Raw genomic sequence first — 16786 nt, forward strand, 5'->3', positions numbered from 1 at the left:
TGCGAGTAACTCAACAACCAGATGTTTAAAAACACCATTTCCGTTATCGCCGGTTTTATTGGCGGATGGGCAACCACATACTTGATAGAGGCCATTACCGAGGCGGTCTTCGCTCCGCCTCCGTCTCCTAGTCCCGAACAAGCGGAGCAGCTCCGCCAATACATAGAAAACATGCCCTTGGCCTCGCTTATCGCCCTTATTATCTCCTCAGGCGCCAGCGGATGGGTTGGCGGCTGGACTTCCATTACCGTAAAAGGCGAAAAAGGCGCGCTGACAAGCATTGTGACCGGCGCTTTGCTCACGGCGATGGCCGTTATGCAATTCGTCACCCTACCCTATCCAATGTGGTTCAAAATAGTGTCTTGGATACCGGTAATACCACTGGCCTATATGGGCGGTATGTTTGCCACACGGCACCCGCTAAAGCAATAAACGCCCTCAGCAAACAATCCCGCAACAAAAGGCTTTTATGTTTGAGAAAAACAACCGCCGGAAACCTTCGGGGCCTTTCCCGTACACAGTTTCCAAGAGCGCTGTATATTAACAAGTTAGAAAAACAGGAATTGGAACAAGGCGCAAAGCCTTCCGAAAATATGACACAAATCATATTAATTGCCTGAGCTTGCGGGTTGTTTTTCGAGAGTTGAATTGTAATTTTGTGTTGTTCAATATTCAGTCTAACAATTAAAACTTAAGCTGATGTCTACTATTAAAGTTGGTATCAACGGATTCGGACGTATTGGTCGTCTGGTTTTCCGCGCCATCCAGGAGAGAGAAAATATCGAAGTTGTTGGAATCAACGACTTGCTTGATGTAGATTACATCGCATACATGCTCAAGTACGATTCAGTTCACGGAAAATTCGGCGGTACTGTAGCCGTTGAAGACGGGAACTTGGTTGTAAACGGCAAAACTATCCGCGTTACAGCTGAAAGAGACCCTGCTAACCTGAACTGGGGAGCAATCTCAGCTGAGTACGTTGTTGAGTCTACTGGTTTCTTCTTGACTAAAGAAACTGCAGAGAAGCACATCCAAGCTGGCGCTAAGAAAGTTGTATTGTCTGCTCCTTCTAAGGACGACACTCCAATGTTCGTAATGGGCGTTAACCACACTGAGGTTAAGCCAGAGGACACTATCGTATCGAACGCTTCTTGTACTACTAACTGCTTGGCTCCTGTAGCTAAAGTATTGAACGACAAGTTCGGTATCTTGGAAGGTTTGATGACTACTGTTCACGCCGCTACCGCTACTCAGAAGACTGTTGACGGACCTTCTATGAAGGACTGGAGAGGTGGACGTTCTGCCATCAACAACATTATCCCTTCTTCTACTGGCGCTGCTAAGGCCGTAGGTAAAGTTATCCCTTCACTCAACGGTAAGTTGACTGGTATGGCTTTCCGCGTCCCTACCGCTGACGTTTCTGTAGTTGATTTGACTGTTCGTTTGGAGAAAGGCGCTTCTTACGAAGAGATCAAAGCCGCTATGAAAGAAGCTTCTGAAACTTCTATGGCTGGCGTTTTGGCTTACACTGAAGAGGCTGTTGTTTCTCAGGACTTCGTTTCTGACGCGCACACTTCTACTTTCGACGCCGCTGCCGGTATCGCTTTGAACGACAACTTCGTGAAAGTTGTTTCTTGGTACGACAACGAGTGGGGTTACTCTAACAAAGTAGTTGATTTGGTAGCTCACATCGCTTCTTTGTAAGGTAAACGCCTTTCAAAAATATAAAAGCCCTGCCTTTTGGCGGGGCTTTTTCGTTTCGGCACGGTTTGGGCCTCCACTTTCCGGAACGGACTCCCCTACTGATGTTCCAAAAGAGAGAACGGCCAAAACAATACACACGCAATCAGACCAAGAGCTCACCAAACTCGCAACAGCCTATCCAATGCGATATAGGCTTTGAGTTTGAAGTGCCGAACTGGGGAGTGTTCCGTAGATACGACCCGCCGGAAACGCCCCTGACTCCGGCCGAAGAGGAAGCCGAAACCTATTACAAAATAGGGCACACACTATTTGAGAGTGACTTTTGGACAGCGAAAACCGACGCCAACGAAGACAGAACCTCACACCTAGAGCTGGAAACCATTCCTTTTCACGAAAGCGTATCGGGCTATAAGAAGCTACTGGAAGTGTTACCAAAGATCCAGGAGTTCCTCTACTTTGTCCAATCCGCGCCCGGCACACGCATAGGCAACGTAAAGGTATTGCCTATGGAGATGTTCAAACGCTACGGTCAAGTCAAAAGCCCCGAAGCCCGAATAGGCATGCCCGTTGACAAGCAGGAGCCAAAGATTTTCCCGCAGGCGTCGGCGGGGATAAGGCTGGACAAGCTTCACAAACTCTTCGACGATCTGGCGGCGCCGACCGAACAGGAATCCGCGCGCGAGGAATACCGCAAGCAACTGGGACGCAAGTTCCTGCACAGCGACCAAGAAACAGGGAATTTCAAAGAAGGCTCGCCACACGACGCCCGCTATGTCGTCAATTCCGTCGATATCACCGTCAAGCAAATCGAGGAGATGTGGGGCGACCGTTTCAGCAGTTCGTTCAAAGGCTTCCTGACTATGGTACTTTTCTACTTGGTCGAAGGGAGCTTCGGGTCGCGGACATACGCCAAGGCGTTCACCGCTTTTCTGGCCCGGACGGATTTCGCCCGTATGTTCGATATTCTCCCCGAAGACGAAAAGGAAATACTCAGAGAGGAAGACTGTCGCATTTGGCTCGATATCGTCTCCGCATCAGTGCCCGAGGATATGCGGGATCTCTCCAAACCGGTATTCGAGGGCGGTATTTTTAAGGAAAAAGCTCCCGTCCACCACAACAACCTGAGTGCCCTGAGCCGAAAGGATTGGCTAGTGGAGATGACCCGCGGGCGGGATCTTCTCACAAAAAGACACTTCCCCAACCGCCTGCGGGCCTATGAGTTGGAATCGATGGGAGCGTTCGGCGACAAAACCGACACCATATTCGGCGTGCCGGCTCCCGTGATCGAATTCCGGTCGGGCAAAAAGGAACAGGGCGTCCGCGACGCTCTGGCGTATGCGGCCAGCACGTTCCGCTATATTTTCGCCCTGCACCGCGACATGGATTGTTATTACGGAGAAAACCCCAATTTATAGCTTTCAATCCCTTTTCCCGTCCGATTTTCATCGTATTTTCGTCACAAAACCTATAAACGATGAGAAAAGTATATTATTTATCCACATGTGACACCTGCAAACGCATACTGAAAGAGCTTAACATCAGTGACGAAATTGAGAAGCAGGACATCAAAACCGAAAAAATCACTGAGGAACAACTGGAAGAAATGCGGAAGATGGCCGGCAGTTACGAGAAGCTTTTCAGCAAAGTGGCCCGTAAATACCGCGAACTGAAACTGAAGGATAAAAATCTGGGCGAGGAAGATTTCAAAAAGTATATACTGGAAGAATACACCTTCCTTAAGCGTCCCGTTTTTATTCTCAACGACGAGATTTTTATCGGAAACTCCAAGAAGACCGTATTGGCCATAGGCCAAAAACTGGGCGGGACTTTGATCTAATGTCATTCCCAGTCTTATCTAAAAATATCACACTGTGGTTTAGAAGCGTCGGCACTGACTTATAGGGCAACACCAAGTAAGGTTTTGCCAGATAACAGTAACGAAACGGACTTACGACACGTAAGCTTCTTTCTTATCAGCAGTGAGAATTGGAAAATTGAGACGTATGTACGAAAAAAATGAGACTGAAAAACACTCTAAAATACAGTCTGATTTTTTCAAAACATACGTCTCATCTGTTTCAATCGCACGTATGAAAGTGAAATTTCTCACTGATGATTTTTTAAACTTCTTATAATACAAAAAAACTTTCGATAGTTCTACCGAAAGTTTTGCATAGGGCATCTCTCCCTCTTCTCAATATACAACTCCGAAGGTTAACGGGAAACAACCTGTCGGACAGACGTTTATTTAGCGGAATACGCCGTGTCAGATAATCCTGAAAACAGCACCAAAACTAAGAGTCCGTAGGGTGAAGCATAGAAAACGCCCCACGGATATCACCGAAAGGGCGTAAAGTAGGGTTTACTGAAAAAGCCCAGAGGGCTACCCAGCTAGGATATTTTGCCAGACAGTCTTTTCCTGTTTCTTGTCGCCGTCTTGAAGCCATATCCCGTATTTCCAGCTCAAGAAAACAAGGTCAAAAAAGATTTCGCTCTGAAATCTTTTCAAGTTGGCCACGAAGAAAATGCAGGCGATCCATGAAAGCGAAGTGTCCGCTCTCCTTGCCTGTATTTTGTCCAATCCGTGTCCCCGTTTCACTTCCCCGAATTTTCCTTCCGCCCTGCTCCGGTGCCGTTGGTGAAGCGTCCGGTTTTCCTTGCGTTCCCTGATTTTTTCGGGACTTGAGGGAGGCCTTCCCAACGGGGAGCCCACGAATTCCACACCCGCGCCGGACATGGTCTGCCGGGCGTTCCTGTTTCCGTAAATCTTGTCCCCGACGAATTTGCCGAGCTTCATTTCCGGGTTTCTCTCCCCGAAACTGTCGATGTGCCCGCGGATCACTTCCGCGTCACCCTCGTAGTAAGCGTCCCATTGCGCCTTGTCCAGATAGGAATAGCCTTCGTGAAGGCTTACGGACAATTTGGCGCCGAACTCGGTGTCGCTTCCGTTTTTGCCCCGGACTATCGGCCGGACATGGGGCTGGAAGACGTTCACGATGCGGCCGTCCACCCTGTTGGCACCGGTCTCCAGCATGAGCGACTGTTGCCTGGCGATTTCGTGAAGCACCATCAGAATCTTCAAAAACCTGCTTTTTAGGCGTATAACGCCCTTGTTGGCCTCTATGAGGCTGTCGATATGCCGTAGGTTCCGTTCCAGATAATTCAGCTGTCGGCGTGCGCACACGCGCCAGAATTCGGCTCCTTTCCTCTTTTTTCTCGTCGCCCCGACATATTCCCTATGGGCTTTATCCCGGTAAGTCCGGGGCTTTTTGGATAAACCGGAATCCCTGGCGACGGGCCAAAGGAGGTCGATGATTTTCTCCGACTGCACCCTCGCCGTAGCCAACAGCCCAAGGTCCGTGGGGTATGGAATCTCTTGCGGCGCCACCGTCGCGTCGCAGGAGACAACCCGCTTGTCATCTTCGGCGTCCCCGGAATGCCCGTCTTTGGACCCTTCATCCCGATCGCCCTCCGCAATACGGATCCCCTCGTGTTGCAAAAGCGAACTCATCCTGTTAAAATCCCCGTACCCGAGCCGCTTGCGGACCGTCGTGAACAGCGAAGGGTCAAAGGCCTTTTCCGTGGTGAACGAGCCGAGTCCCACGAAATACTGGAGATACGGATTTTCTTTGATTTGTTCTATCGCCTCGGCGTCCGAAACGTTCAGCTTATGCTTCACGATCAGCGCGCCGATGACCAGCCGGGCCGGTTTGCACGGACTGCCCTTGCCCGTCGACATTTTCGATTCGTAGACCAAACCCAATTCCGCCCAGGGGATGGAGTTGGCCAACTTCACCCATCTGTTTTCCGGGTTAAGGCGCCCTATTTCCGGGTCCAAAAAACCTTCTATACTCAATTGCGAGGAACTTGTCTTGATCATAGGTGCAAGGGAAAAAATGCTCTCAGTCCTTTCTAAGGCCAATTTACGAATATTCCCTGTGCTTTGGAAAGGGAAACAAGCTACCTAATCCACTGATAATCTTGTGGTTTTTACTTTTTCAGTAAACCCTAAAGTATTTTTCGAAAAGACAGACGGTCCCGATTATACAAACAGGTCCACAAACTCGAATTTCCTGCCGTCGAACAGCCCCTGATCAGAGAGTTTCAGCTCAGGGATAACCAGCAAAGCCATAAACGAAAGCGTCATAAACGGATCGTGCAACCGCGTGCCCAGCTCCCCGGCCTTCCTGACTATTTCGTCATATTCGCCGGCCAGCTCAAATCCGTCTTGCGCCGACATCAAGCCAGCCACCGGCAACGGCAACACATCCGTTCCGGCATCACCGACCACGCTTAGGCCACCCTTCGATTCCATCAGGACGTTTACGGCCTTGGCCATAGACTCGTCGTCCGCCCCCACGGCGATGATATTGTGCGAATCGTGCGCCACTGTGGAGGCTACCGCCCCGGCCCCGAAGCCAAAACCCCGGATAAAGGCCACGGCAGGCGGTTTGTCGTCATAACGGCTGATCACGGCCAGCTTCAGCACGTCCGTTTCGGGATCGGCCACGGCCATTCCGTCTTTTTCCTTTACGGACATTATCTCTTGGCCAGTCACTATTTGGCCGTCTTCCACTGTGACCACCCGCATTTTGTCGGTCTTGGCTTCCAGCCCAAACGCATCGGGAAGGATTTCCCTCGACACAAACCTGTTCACCGGCTCCACCTCCACAGGACCGATCAACGTCCGGCCCTCTTCAGCCACACGTTCCCCGCTGATGTACGTGCCCAAGACTTCGAAATCCACGCCCGTGCCGTCCGTTACAATAAAATCGGCCTCGTCGCCTTCCCTTAGCAAGCCCACGTCAAGCTTATAGTGCTCAACGGGATTGAGTGTCACCATCCTCAACACATCAAACAGGTCGAAGCCGTCGGCCAAGGCCCTGCGCACCAAAGTATTGATATGCCCGTCGATCAGGTGATTGGGGTGCGTGTCGTCCATGCAGAACATCATCCGGTCGGCGTGCTCGGATATCAGGGGCTTCAGCGCCTCGTAGTTTTTGGCCGCCGAGCCTTCGCGTATCTGCACTTTCACTCCGTGGATCAGCTTGTCCCTGGCTTCGGCTTCGCTTACGCACTCGTGGTCGGTGGTGATTCCCGCCTCGGCGTAGGCCTTGGCCTGCTCTCCCCTCAGTTGGGGAGCGTGGCCGTCCACCGGCTTTCCGGCATCATGGGCGGCTTTTATCTTGGCCATCACTTCCCCGTCACGGGCCAACACGCCCGGCCAGTTCATCATTTCGGCCAGATAATGAATATCCTCACGGCCCAAAAGCTCACGGACTCCCTCCACATCGATTACGGCGCCCGCCGTCTCGTGCACAGTGGCCGGAACGCACGACGGCGCCCCGAAGAAAAATTTGAACGGCACTTGCTTGCCGTTCTCCACCATAAAATCCACGCCGTCCACGCCCAAGACGTTGGCAATCTCGTGCGGATCCGACACCGTAGCCACCGTCCCGTGACACACCGCCATACGGGCGAATTCGGAAGGCACCAGCATCGAGCTTTCCACATGCACGTGGGCGTCAACAAAACCGGGCATGATGTAGCGCTCAAGTACCGTTTCGGCCTCCAAGCGCTTGACTTCAGTTATTTTGCCTTCGGCGAAAACCAGCTCACCCGGGTAAATCTCCTTATTAAAAATGTCAACGATATTGCCTTTAATCCTTCCCTGCATTGTCTTTACACTCTTATATAGTAAAAGGGCTCATGGCCCTTTCTTATTTCTTTCTCTTTCCGTATTTATCCAAAGCTTCGTCCAGTTGCTGGATCAGCTTGTCTTTGGAAACCGCCAAAAACGTAGCGTTCAGGAACACTGGGGTTCCGTACTTCTTAAAGTCCGCCTCGGCTTTGCGCCGCGCCGACTCGCTTTTTTGTTTTTTGATATAGGCTTCGGGGTTTTTCACCTCCACGGCTACAAGCCTGGCCGTAAATTGTCTGATAACCTTAAAGCCAGTAATATCAGACCAACGAACCAGGTCCGGCTTTTGGATAATGCCCGTAAAGTCCCCTATTCCGCTGTGATCCATGACCAAGCCCCTATTGTCGCCAAACATTCTGTAACAGAGAATCACCGCACCCACCCCGAACATGCCAATGTTCAGATAGCCTATAGCCTTCGTAAAAGTAAAGTAAGCATCGCTACCGTCTGTGCTTTTCTGAAAAACAAGGCTAATGCCCATCAAGATGAACAGTAGACAAAGGACTAATGGGAACGCTATTCTGAGTTTGTTTACTTTGATGTTTGTTGCGTCGTTCATAGCAAAAGTGTTTTAGGTTTTAGTTTTAAAAATTTCACACAAAATACAAAAAAGCCCGAAGATTACTCCGGGCCAAACGTTTTTTACTACGAATTGTACTAAGCGGCGGTACCGCCAGCCAACAAATATATAACGGCCATGCGTATGGCCACACCGTTCTCCACCTGATCCAAGATAATGGCGTTATCGGCGTCGGCCACGTCCGACGACAATTCCACGCCCCTGTTGATCGGGCCCGGGTGCATAATCACTATTTCCTTGTCCAGCTCGTCCAAAATCTGCTTGTTCACGCCGAAATAGGTCGAGTACTCGCGCAATGACGGAAAGTACTTGATTTGCTGACGCTCAAGCTGAATACGCAATACGTTGGCAACGTCGCACCAAGCCAAAGCCTCTTTTACGTTGTGGGACACCTTCACGCCCAACGTATCGATGTACTTCGGAATCAGGGTTGACGGTCCGCAAACCATTACCTCGGCGCCCAGCTTCTTGAGGGCGAAGATATTGGAAAGCGCCACCCTAGAGTGGAGGATATCTCCCACGATCACGACTTTCTTTCCGGCCACGTCTCCCAGCTGTCTGCGGATAGAGAAAGTATCCAGCAAAGCCTGTGTCGGGTGCTCGTGCGTTCCGTCTCCGGCGTTAACCACATGCGCATCGATGTGCTTGGCCAAGAAGTGGGGCGCTCCGGGGCTGGAATGCCTCATCACAATCATATCCACTTTCATTGAAAGGATATTGTTGACCGTGTCAAGCAGGGTTTCACCCTTTTTTACGGAACTGTTGGAAGCCGCAAAGTTGATAACGTCCGCCGAAAGGCGCTTCTGCGCAAGCTCAAAAGAAAGGCGGGTACGGGTAGAATTCTCAAAAAATACGTTGGCAATGGTAATGTCCCTTAGGCTCGGCACCTTTTTTATCGGCCTGTTGATCACTTCCTTGAAGTGATCGGCCGTGCTGAAGATCAATTGCAGATCCTGCTCGGTAAGGTCCTTAATGCCCAGAAGGTGTTTGGTGCTCAGTTGGTCCATTTAGTTTGTGTTCAATTTCCAGTTGAAATGTCCTCTGTCTGAATCCTCTGTCTCTCTATCGTTACTCGCTGTCGGTCAGCCAAACCCTGTCCTCATCGTGGCCCTGTTCGGTCCACTCCACCTCTATACGTTGCGACCGCACGGTATCGAAGCTCTTGCCGGTATAGTGCGCCTCGATGGGCAAGTCACGCCCGTAGCGACGGTTGGCCAGCGTAAGCAACTCCACCTTGCCAGGTCGGCCGAAGGCCATCATGGCGTCAAGCGCTGCGCGGACGCTACGTCCTGTAAACAGAACGTCGTCGACCAACACTACTTTTTTGCCTTCTAATAAAAAGGGAATGTCCGTCTGGTTTGCTGCCAGTGGACGTTCCCTTCTTCTAAAGTCGTCTCTATAAAATGTAATGTCCAGAAAGCCAAGCCCCACTTCCTTTCCAAGTTCCTCTTCCAGTTTGGCTTTTAGTCTTTGGGCCAAAAAGGTTCCCCTGGGTTGAAGTCCGATAAGCGCGGAATCGGAGAAGTCGCCGTGGTTTTCGATCAGCTCCTGCGCCAGACGTCTAAGCGTGACATCCAGCAGGCTCCCGCCCATTATGAGTCGTTTCTGCATAAAAAAGATATTTTCAGTTGTCCGTCTATCCCCGCAAAGGTAATAATTTATCATACGCAAACGTAAGCGCCCGGCATAAACTGGGCGGGAATATTTGCCAATCTTGACAAAATCCGTACAGCGGGTTGAGCGCCAACCAACCACTCTTACCATATCGTCGGCCGACACAACACAAAGCTAGCGCATGGCAAAAGCAGATCATTGGCTAAATAAGGCGACTAGTTACACAAATTAATCGTTTTTGATTTTGTTGTGATTTTTACCTTTCTGCAATTTTCGTAAAGCTTCGTCCTTTTACATGTCATTCAAAACCTACTTCCCTCCAAATACTAGATTAACCAACACGCCTCCTAAATCTCTCTCAAACCAACCATTAAGCATTACCTTATAATTAATGAATGTAAATTCATGAATTGATGTAAATATTCAAACAAAGCGTGTTTAGCTATTTGCAATTAATCTAAATAGGTATAATTTCGCCATCCGTTTGAAATAAGTCTAAATAACATCTCGGATGAGAAATTTATACTACGCCCTAGTCGGGCTATTTTTGATCAGCTTCCAAAGCGCCTTTGCGCAAACAAAAATGGAAGGCAAAGTAGTAGACCTCGACACCAAGGAAGCTTTGGTTGGCGTAATGTTAGGAATTGAGGGGACAAAGGTTAGCGCCCAAACCGACATTGACGGTCGCTTCTCTTTGAGCATCCCAGAGAATCTCACTTCAAGAAAGCTAACTGTTAGTTTTGTCGGATATGAAAAGCAATTATTTCCGGTTTCCGCTTCCAGCTCTTTGGTTATCAAACTGAAAAGTTCAAATGTTCTGCAAGAGGTTGTAGTACAATCCAGCCTTGCGGGCAAAAAACCGGCCTCGCAAATCGCGACAGCGTATGACCGAGTGGCAGTGGACGACCTAGCCGACAAGCAGTCCTTCAACTCCGTAGCCGATCTTATGAACGGCCGTAGCGGAAGTATGCAACTCTACAACGTAAACGGAAAAGTGGGTACCGGCATCCGATTCAACACCAGAGCCAGCGCCACTTTCAGCCTTCAACGCGACCCTATCGTGTTTATTGACGGTATTCGCGTTAATACATCCAATATCAGCGATGTCAGCTCGGCCCAAGAATCTTTGGGCGGTCTCAACGACCTTAACCCGAACGATATCGAGTCTATCGAAGTGTTGAAAGGACCAGCGGCTTCCGCTTCTTACGGTTCCGAGGCCGCCAACGGCGTAGTGTTCATCACCACGAAAAAAGGCTCGAACGAAGATATCAGCGTTAATGTCAAATACTCCGAAGGCGTAAACGTGCTGGCAAACGACTACGATTACTTGGTCAACAACGACCCTATCAACGACTTTTACACTACGGGTAACGTCAGGGACATTTACGGATCGGTAAACGGTCGCTCAGGCGAATACGGCAGATTCAACGTGTCGTTTAACCACCGCGACGCGGAAAGCCACGTTCCCGGCAACAGCGACGTACGCCAAAGCTTCAAAGGGCGCTACGACTATACCCGCGAAAAGTACAGCTTCGGATTCAGCAACCAATACAGCGTTGGCGAGGTGGTGATGCCCCCTACCGGATCCGGAAAATACGACGCTACATGGAACTTGGTCAGAAACCAAACGCCATGGCCGTACCTTATGGAAGAATCTTGGGAAGCTCGCGAAGTAAAATACAACAACAACAGGTTCCTCGGAAACTTTTACGCCACTTACTCACCGATTGAGAATTTGGAATTCAAATCCGTATTCGGTTACGACAAAAACAATGTTGACGGCCTTTCGCTTATGCCATACGGCTATGCGTACGGCAGTACAACTAAAGGTCAGAAAACACTTTCGAACCGTGAAGATACAAACCTGAACTGGGAAGTATCGGCCACTTATTCTCTTACGGTAGCGGAAGGACACGACCTTTCGGCCACATTGGTCTCGCAACTTAATAGCTCTAAGAGCGAATTCGGATCCACTACGGTTAAAGACTTTGCCGGACCGGGCTCTGACGGAATGGGATCGGGAGGAACGATCACAAACACCAATGAAGACACATTCGAGAAACGTACGCACGGTATCTACGGTGAGGTGACTTACGGATTCCAAAACAAACTCTACGTAACCACTGGTCTTCGTCGCGACGCTTCGAACTTGATCGGTAGCAATGTCAGCTCTATCTGGTATCCGCAAGCCAATGTCGCTTACAACCTCTCCGAGGAAGACTTTATGCCGGAGGCTTTCGATATGTTCAAACTCCGTGTCGCTTATGGCGAATCCGGACGTTTGCCACATCCGGAAGACGCCACCACGACTTACAAAGCCGTCCAGACTCCTGACGGGCCAAGCTATATCACTTATATCAAGGGCAACCCGGACATCAAACCCGAGCGCACGCGCGAATGGGAATTCGGAACCGACATCACAATCGGGCCACTTGACTTCAACGTCACTTATTTCGACCAAAGAACTGTTGACGCCATTATTTACACGGATCTGAAACCGTCTGAAGGATGGCCTACCACCAACGCCAAATATGCCCAAAATGCGGGCGAAATCGAAGGCAACGGATTTGAGTTGGCCGTAAACTACAGGGCTTACGAAAGTGCCGACGGACGATTCGGGGTTAACATCTTCGGTAACGTCAACCGCCAAGAAAGTGAAGTTGTGGATACCCAAGGACAAGAATTCACTTACTTCGCCTCCACTATTCAGGAAGGCCTCCCGGCTTACGCATTCTACAGCCAAAAATCGCAGGGTGCGAAATTCAATGAGGACGGAACTTACAAAGGCGAGGTTGTAGGCGAATATGAATACATGGGAAATCCGTTTCCGGAATACCAAGGCTCGTTTGGCTTGGACCTGAAACTTTTCAGAAACTTCAGCGCCAGCGCCCTGTTCACCTTCGCCACGAACTTCCAGATTTATAATATCAGCGCCAGAAACATCGCCAGATCGGGCGACAACTACGAAGCCAAGGAAAGCGCCAAGGAGAATATGAACAGCCACCCAGTCGGCTCTCCCGAATATATCCGCTGGGCTAACGAATTGTCGAAATACGAAAGCTCTAGAGGTAACTTCATCGAAGACGGCGACTTTCTCCGCCTCAGCAACGTTACGCTTTCTTATGACTTGACTGACCTGGCCCACAGAATCGTGGACAAATCAAAGATAAGTCACGTAACTCTTTCGGCTACAGGCTCCAACCTTTGGCTATCTAGCGGATACAGCGGAACAGACCCTCTCGTGGCGGGCGAAGGCGGAAGCTCCGCCAAACGAGGCATGTCGCACATCGGTTCCGATTGGACTTCGGTTCCAGCCCCGAAAACGTTCATGTTTACGCTTAGCGTAGGAATCTGATCCTTCCATTCCAAATCCAGAAACGATGAAAATCCAGTCAAAGACTCTGATATATTTCCTTATCGCACTCTCGCTGTCGGCTTGCGACAGCTGGCTAGACGATGCGGAAGCCCCAAAAAACAATGTCGGCTATGACGACATGAACTACCCGGACGCGTTTGGCGAAATTAACGACTCCGGAGAATTCGTTCCTGGCCCCAACGTTACCGCCACTCTTTACGCAGGAGCGCAATTTTATGCGGATTTGTTGCCCTACTCCGCCGCTATGTCCGATGAGCAGGAATGGGTAGACGGAGGAAACTCACTCATCTACAAAGATTTGTTCGAAGACAATATTACTTCGTCAAACTCGTCGATTGAATCAATCTGGGCCAAAGCGCACAACTATAGGGCAAGATCTCAGGAACTGATCACCAGAATCGGACAAACGAATTGGAACAATACCGAAGAGCATAACGATGTCAAGAAAAACGCCCTTTGGTACGGAAACCTTCACGCGGCGAACGCTTATTCTTGCCTCGTGAATTTCTTCAACGACAACGGTAGCGAAGCCGGAAACATTCACTTGGAAGGCAAGTCCGTTCCTCATTCCGAAATTTTGAACCTGGCTTACGATGCGTTTGACGAAGCCTTGACTTATGCGAACGAGGAGCAAAAAGCCATTACAAATACGCTCTTGGCCCGCTTAGCCTTGCAACATGAAGATTGGGCAAAAGCCTCGAAAGCCGTAAAATCCGGGATGCAGACCACCAACGAAGCCTTAACTTTCACTTACTCCGACGGAATTTTGGCCAGCGGAATCGGTAGTGTAGCCGGTGCGTACGGCAGAGAATTGACTGTTCCCGCTTGGTTTGAGGCCTTACTTACGGACAAATCTCGCAAGGTGCGCTATCCTCTTGTCAAACACAGTTCTGATGACCGTATGGCCCAAGGTGTTTATGGCGAATTCGATCCAGCCATCGTAACCGACTTCGCCGAGACCAAACTTATCGAAGCGGAGCTCGCCGTTCGAGGCCATTTGTCAGACACCGACGCCGTCTCGGCCGTAAACGAGGTGATTAACCATTTCGACACAACTGGCGAATCGGCCATCGAGCAATCCACCCAATTGACAATGGACGATATTGAAACTTACCGTCGAATTTATTTGTCGCTCCGGGCCTTGCGAACCCTTGACCTCCGACGACTTAACAAAGACGGCGACGGCCCAACCCCTTTCGGAAAACGCGAATGGAAATGGTTCCCCGTTCCGGATATCGAAACTCGTAATTGATCCACGGAAAGAAATCGTAATCTGGTTAAATCCGGGTTACGATTTTTTCCTTTGAAACAAACATCCCGATCAATCGCCAAGAATAAGATTAAGCATTATGCCAAGAAAGAACCAAGCTGACTTTAGAGAATGGTCTCGACGGATTCACCTATATCTGGGATTAATCACCGGAGCCGTAACCTTGCTCACTTGCCTGACTGGCGCAATTTTAGTCTTCGAAGACGAATTGGGACCGTACGTTTATCCCGAAAGGTATGACTTTGTCCCAACATCGGAGAAAGTGGAACTAGAAACTTACCGTCACATAATCGAGAAGGATAATTCGATACTGTCAAACGGAAAAGTCACCGGAGCCAGAGTCTTCGGACCGGATTATTTGGCGTATCAATTTTTTGTTTCCAATAAAGAAAAACAAAGGAGAACCGTTTACGCCAACCCCTACAAGGTTGAGATTCTAGATGTTTCCGAAAGCAAAAAGGAGTTTTTCCATACGGTGGAAATGCTTCACAGAAACCTATTGCTGGAAAAAGTCGGCAAACAAATCACGGCTTACTGCACGGTGGCTTTTATCGTTTTGCTCATTTCCGGAATAATTCTCTGGGTTCCCAAAAGCAAAAAAGGTTGGAAAACCCGCTTCAAGGTAAAATTAAAAGGAGCCTCATGGAAAAGGCTTAACTACGACCTCCATGTCGTACTTGGCTTTTATGTCGCTGTTTTCGGCCTTATTCTTTCCCTAACCGGCCTAGTTTGGTCATTCGATTTTATTAGGGGCGGAATAATTTCTTTGGGCACGAACAGAGGAAAAGAAAAGCCAAAATCGGAGATTATAAAAGACAAAAGCCAATCAACAATTACGCTTGATGAGGCTCATAAACTCATTACCGAAGATTTTGAGGAGATTTGGAGAACTACAATCCGCGTTTCGTCCAAGAAAGACGGAACGGCTTGGGGAGCGGTAACTCACGCAGACTCACCGCATGAAAACGGCTATGACGCCGTGCATCTTGACAAATATTCAGGCAAGAAACTGAAAACCGAAAAGTTTGAGGACCTACCGGCGGGAGACAAGTTATACCGCTATATGTACCCTATCCATATCGGTACAATATTCGGTATGCCCACCAAAATCCTCGCCTTTATAACATGCCTGATCGGGTTTGGGCTTCCAATTACAGGGCTGATAATGTGGATAATCAAAGGAAAGCGCCTTCCCGGGATATCTTCCCGTCGGAAGAAAAAGGTTTCCAGAGGTCTAAAAGCAAAAACACTCTAAGTCGCGACTCAGAGTGTTTCTTATTTTTATCCGAAAAGTTTAGACTTATTAGCCTTTACCCTCATTATTTCAAGTTCTCAGGATTCAGCGCTTCCAATTCCGGAAGTACAAAGACCCCGTCTTTACGAATCAAGACATCATCGAAGTACATTTCTCCTCCTCCATATTCTTCACGCTGAATACACACCAAGTCCCAGTGAATATTCGAATCGTTGCCGTTGTAAGCCTCTTTATAGGCCTGACCTGGCGTGAAGTGGAAACTGCCCCCGATTTTCTCATCAAAAAGAATATCTCCCATCGGGTGCATGATATACGGGTTCACACCGATCGCAAACTCACCGACAAAACGAGAGCCCTCGTCCGTATCAAAAATCCTGTTGATCCTTTCAGTGTCGTTTGACGTTGCCTCCACGATTTTACCATTTTCAAACGTCAGCTTTACGTTCTCAAAAGTAAACCCTTGATACGGAGACTGGGCGTTGTAGCTGATCGTTCCGTTTACAGAATCTTTTACCGGTGCCGTGAAAACCTCCCCGTCAGGAATATTCCTCAAGCCAGCGCATTTAACGGATGGAATATCTTTGATCGAGAATGACAAATCCGTGCCCGGGCCCGTAATTCTAACTTTATCCGTTCTGTCCATCAACGCAGACAACGCGTCCATGGCTTTGCCCATTTTGGCATAGTCCAACGTACAAACATCGAAATAAAAATCTTCGAACGCCTCAGTGCTAGTATTCGCCAGTTGGGCCATCGACGAAGTTGGGTACCTCAAAACAACCCACTTGGTCTTCGGCACACGGATATCAAAGTGCACTTTCTTAAGTACGGTGCTGTTATAAATCTCCGTTTGCTCCGCCGGCACATCCGACAGCTCGCTCACATTATCTCCCGCTCTCAAACCGATATAAGCGTCCATGTCTTTCATGACTTTCCCCTCATATTCAGCTTTCAGCTCATACTGTTCCTTTGTGGCTCCCATCCTTAGGGTTCGCTCCACCTTCGGCTCTTTAATCTCAACAAAAGGCAACCCGCCCGCCTCATACGCCGCTTTTACCAGCGCATTGACCAAAGCGGTTTGCAAGCCAATACTTTCTATCAGTACTTTTTCGCCCGGCTTTAACGAAACAGAATAATTAATCAGGTTATGTGCAAGTTTTTCTATCCTTGGGTCAGTCATAATCAGTTTCTCTCAATGATCAAAAATCGATTTCAATTTCTGTTCATTTGCATAAAAAAACAAGCCAAAAGAAGCCTCTTACACCCTTAATCGCCAAATCCTTTAA

Annotated in this window: 13 protein-coding genes; 7 read left to right on the forward strand and 6 right to left on the reverse strand. The window is 49.1% G+C overall.

The annotated features are described in order from the left end of the window. Window positions 1-21 precede the first annotated feature (21 nt). The 4 genes from AABK39_RS10685 (at window position 22) to AABK39_RS10700 (ending at window position 3541) form a co-directional block, all read left to right on the forward strand. Window positions 22-432 carry a hypothetical protein gene (locus AABK39_RS10685; RefSeq protein WP_338391338.1) on the forward strand — a complete coding sequence of 137 codons (411 nt, stop codon included), beginning with the start codon at window positions 22-24 and terminating at the stop codon, window positions 430-432. A gap of 267 nt (window positions 433-699) precedes the next feature. Further along, window positions 700-1704, forward strand: a complete 1005-nt coding sequence (gene gap / locus AABK39_RS10690) for a type I glyceraldehyde-3-phosphate dehydrogenase (protein ID WP_338391339.1) — start codon at window positions 700-702, stop codon at window positions 1702-1704. Between the two features lie 101 nt (window positions 1705-1805). Then, the gene (locus tag AABK39_RS10695; protein ID WP_338391340.1) at window positions 1806-3119 is read left to right on the forward strand and encodes a hypothetical protein; all 1314 of its coding nucleotides are present in this window, start codon (window positions 1806-1808) and stop codon (window positions 3117-3119) included. A gap of 59 nt (window positions 3120-3178) precedes the next feature. Further along, complete coding sequence (locus AABK39_RS10700; RefSeq protein WP_338391341.1) at window positions 3179-3541, forward strand: arsenate reductase family protein; 363 nt, start codon at window positions 3179-3181, stop codon at window positions 3539-3541. Window positions 3542-4087: 546 nt separating this feature from the next. On the opposite strand, the gene AABK39_RS10705 is transcribed toward AABK39_RS10700, so the two are convergent. From AABK39_RS10705 to pyrR, 5 genes are all read right to left on the reverse strand, one after another. After that, window positions 4088-5584, reverse strand: a complete 1497-nt coding sequence (locus AABK39_RS10705; protein ID WP_338391342.1) for an IS5 family transposase — start codon at window positions 5582-5584, stop codon at window positions 4088-4090. Between the two features lie 162 nt (window positions 5585-5746). After that, entirely contained in the window at window positions 5747-7381 is a 1635-nt protein-coding gene (gene ade, locus AABK39_RS10710; RefSeq protein ID WP_338391343.1) for an adenine deaminase, read from the reverse strand. 43 nt (window positions 7382-7424) lie between these two features. After that, complete coding sequence (locus tag AABK39_RS10715; protein ID WP_338391344.1) at window positions 7425-7964, reverse strand: STM3941 family protein; 540 nt, start codon at window positions 7962-7964, stop codon at window positions 7425-7427. Window positions 7965-8062: 98 nt separating this feature from the next. Next, complete coding sequence (locus AABK39_RS10720; protein WP_338391345.1) at window positions 8063-8992, reverse strand: aspartate carbamoyltransferase catalytic subunit; 930 nt, start codon at window positions 8990-8992, stop codon at window positions 8063-8065. Between the two features lie 61 nt (window positions 8993-9053). Further along, entirely contained in the window at window positions 9054-9596 is a 543-nt protein-coding gene (gene pyrR / locus AABK39_RS10725; protein ID WP_338391346.1) for a bifunctional pyr operon transcriptional regulator/uracil phosphoribosyltransferase PyrR, read from the reverse strand. 514 nt (window positions 9597-10110) lie between these two features. On the opposite strand from pyrR, the gene AABK39_RS10730 reads away from it, so the two are divergent. The 3 genes from AABK39_RS10730 (at window position 10111) to AABK39_RS10740 (ending at window position 15500) form a co-directional block, all read left to right on the forward strand. Then, window positions 10111-12954: a TonB-dependent receptor domain-containing protein gene (locus tag AABK39_RS10730; RefSeq protein WP_338391347.1), complete on the forward strand. Its 2844-nt coding sequence runs from the start codon at window positions 10111-10113 to the stop codon at window positions 12952-12954. Window positions 12955-12979: 25 nt separating this feature from the next. Further along, window positions 12980-14227, forward strand: a complete 1248-nt coding sequence (locus tag AABK39_RS10735; RefSeq protein ID WP_338391348.1) for a hypothetical protein — start codon at window positions 12980-12982, stop codon at window positions 14225-14227. Between the two features lie 97 nt (window positions 14228-14324). After that, complete coding sequence (locus AABK39_RS10740; protein ID WP_338391349.1) at window positions 14325-15500, forward strand: PepSY-associated TM helix domain-containing protein; 1176 nt, start codon at window positions 14325-14327, stop codon at window positions 15498-15500. Window positions 15501-15564: 64 nt separating this feature from the next. Here the strand turns inward: AABK39_RS10740 and AABK39_RS10745 are convergent, their stop codons facing one another. Then, window positions 15565-16680, reverse strand: coding sequence for an aminopeptidase (locus tag AABK39_RS10745; RefSeq protein WP_338391350.1), 1116 nt, complete (start codon window positions 16678-16680; stop codon window positions 15565-15567). Between the last annotated feature and the right edge of the window lie 106 nt (window positions 16681-16786).

This window comes from Fulvitalea axinellae (assembly GCF_036492835.1).
GTDB classification, from domain to species: domain Bacteria; phylum Bacteroidota; class Bacteroidia; order Cytophagales; family Cyclobacteriaceae; genus Fulvitalea; species Fulvitalea axinellae.

Bases quoted from the DNA above. Each gene is read 5' to 3' on its own strand.
- AABK39_RS10695 (WP_338391340.1), top strand. From the start codon at position 1,806: ATGTTCCAAAAGAGAGAACGGCCAAAACAATACACACGCAATCAGACC.
- AABK39_RS10735 (WP_338391348.1), top strand. From the start codon at position 12,980: ATGAAAATCCAGTCAAAGACTCTGATATATTTCCTTATCGCACTCTCG.
- gap (WP_338391339.1), top strand. From the start codon at position 700: ATGTCTACTATTAAAGTTGGTATCAACGGATTCGGACGTATTGGTCGT.
- AABK39_RS10700 (WP_338391341.1), top strand. From the start codon at position 3,179: ATGAGAAAAGTATATTATTTATCCACATGTGACACCTGCAAACGCATA.
- AABK39_RS10685 (WP_338391338.1), top strand. From the start codon at position 22: ATGTTTAAAAACACCATTTCCGTTATCGCCGGTTTTATTGGCGGATGG.
- AABK39_RS10730 (WP_338391347.1), top strand. From the start codon at position 10,111: ATGAGAAATTTATACTACGCCCTAGTCGGGCTATTTTTGATCAGCTTC.
- AABK39_RS10715 (WP_338391344.1), bottom strand. From the start codon at position 7,964: ATGAACGACGCAACAAACATCAAAGTAAACAAACTCAGAATAGCGTTC.
- ade (WP_338391343.1), bottom strand. From the start codon at position 7,381: ATGCAGGGAAGGATTAAAGGCAATATCGTTGACATTTTTAATAAGGAG.
- pyrR (WP_338391346.1), bottom strand. From the start codon at position 9,596: ATGCAGAAACGACTCATAATGGGCGGGAGCCTGCTGGATGTCACGCTT.
- AABK39_RS10720 (WP_338391345.1), bottom strand. From the start codon at position 8,992: ATGGACCAACTGAGCACCAAACACCTTCTGGGCATTAAGGACCTTACC.
- AABK39_RS10705 (WP_338391342.1), bottom strand. From the start codon at position 5,584: ATGATCAAGACAAGTTCCTCGCAATTGAGTATAGAAGGTTTTTTGGAC.
- AABK39_RS10740 (WP_338391349.1), top strand. From the start codon at position 14,325: ATGCCAAGAAAGAACCAAGCTGACTTTAGAGAATGGTCTCGACGGATT.
- AABK39_RS10745 (WP_338391350.1), bottom strand. From the start codon at position 16,680: ATGACTGACCCAAGGATAGAAAAACTTGCACATAACCTGATTAATTAT.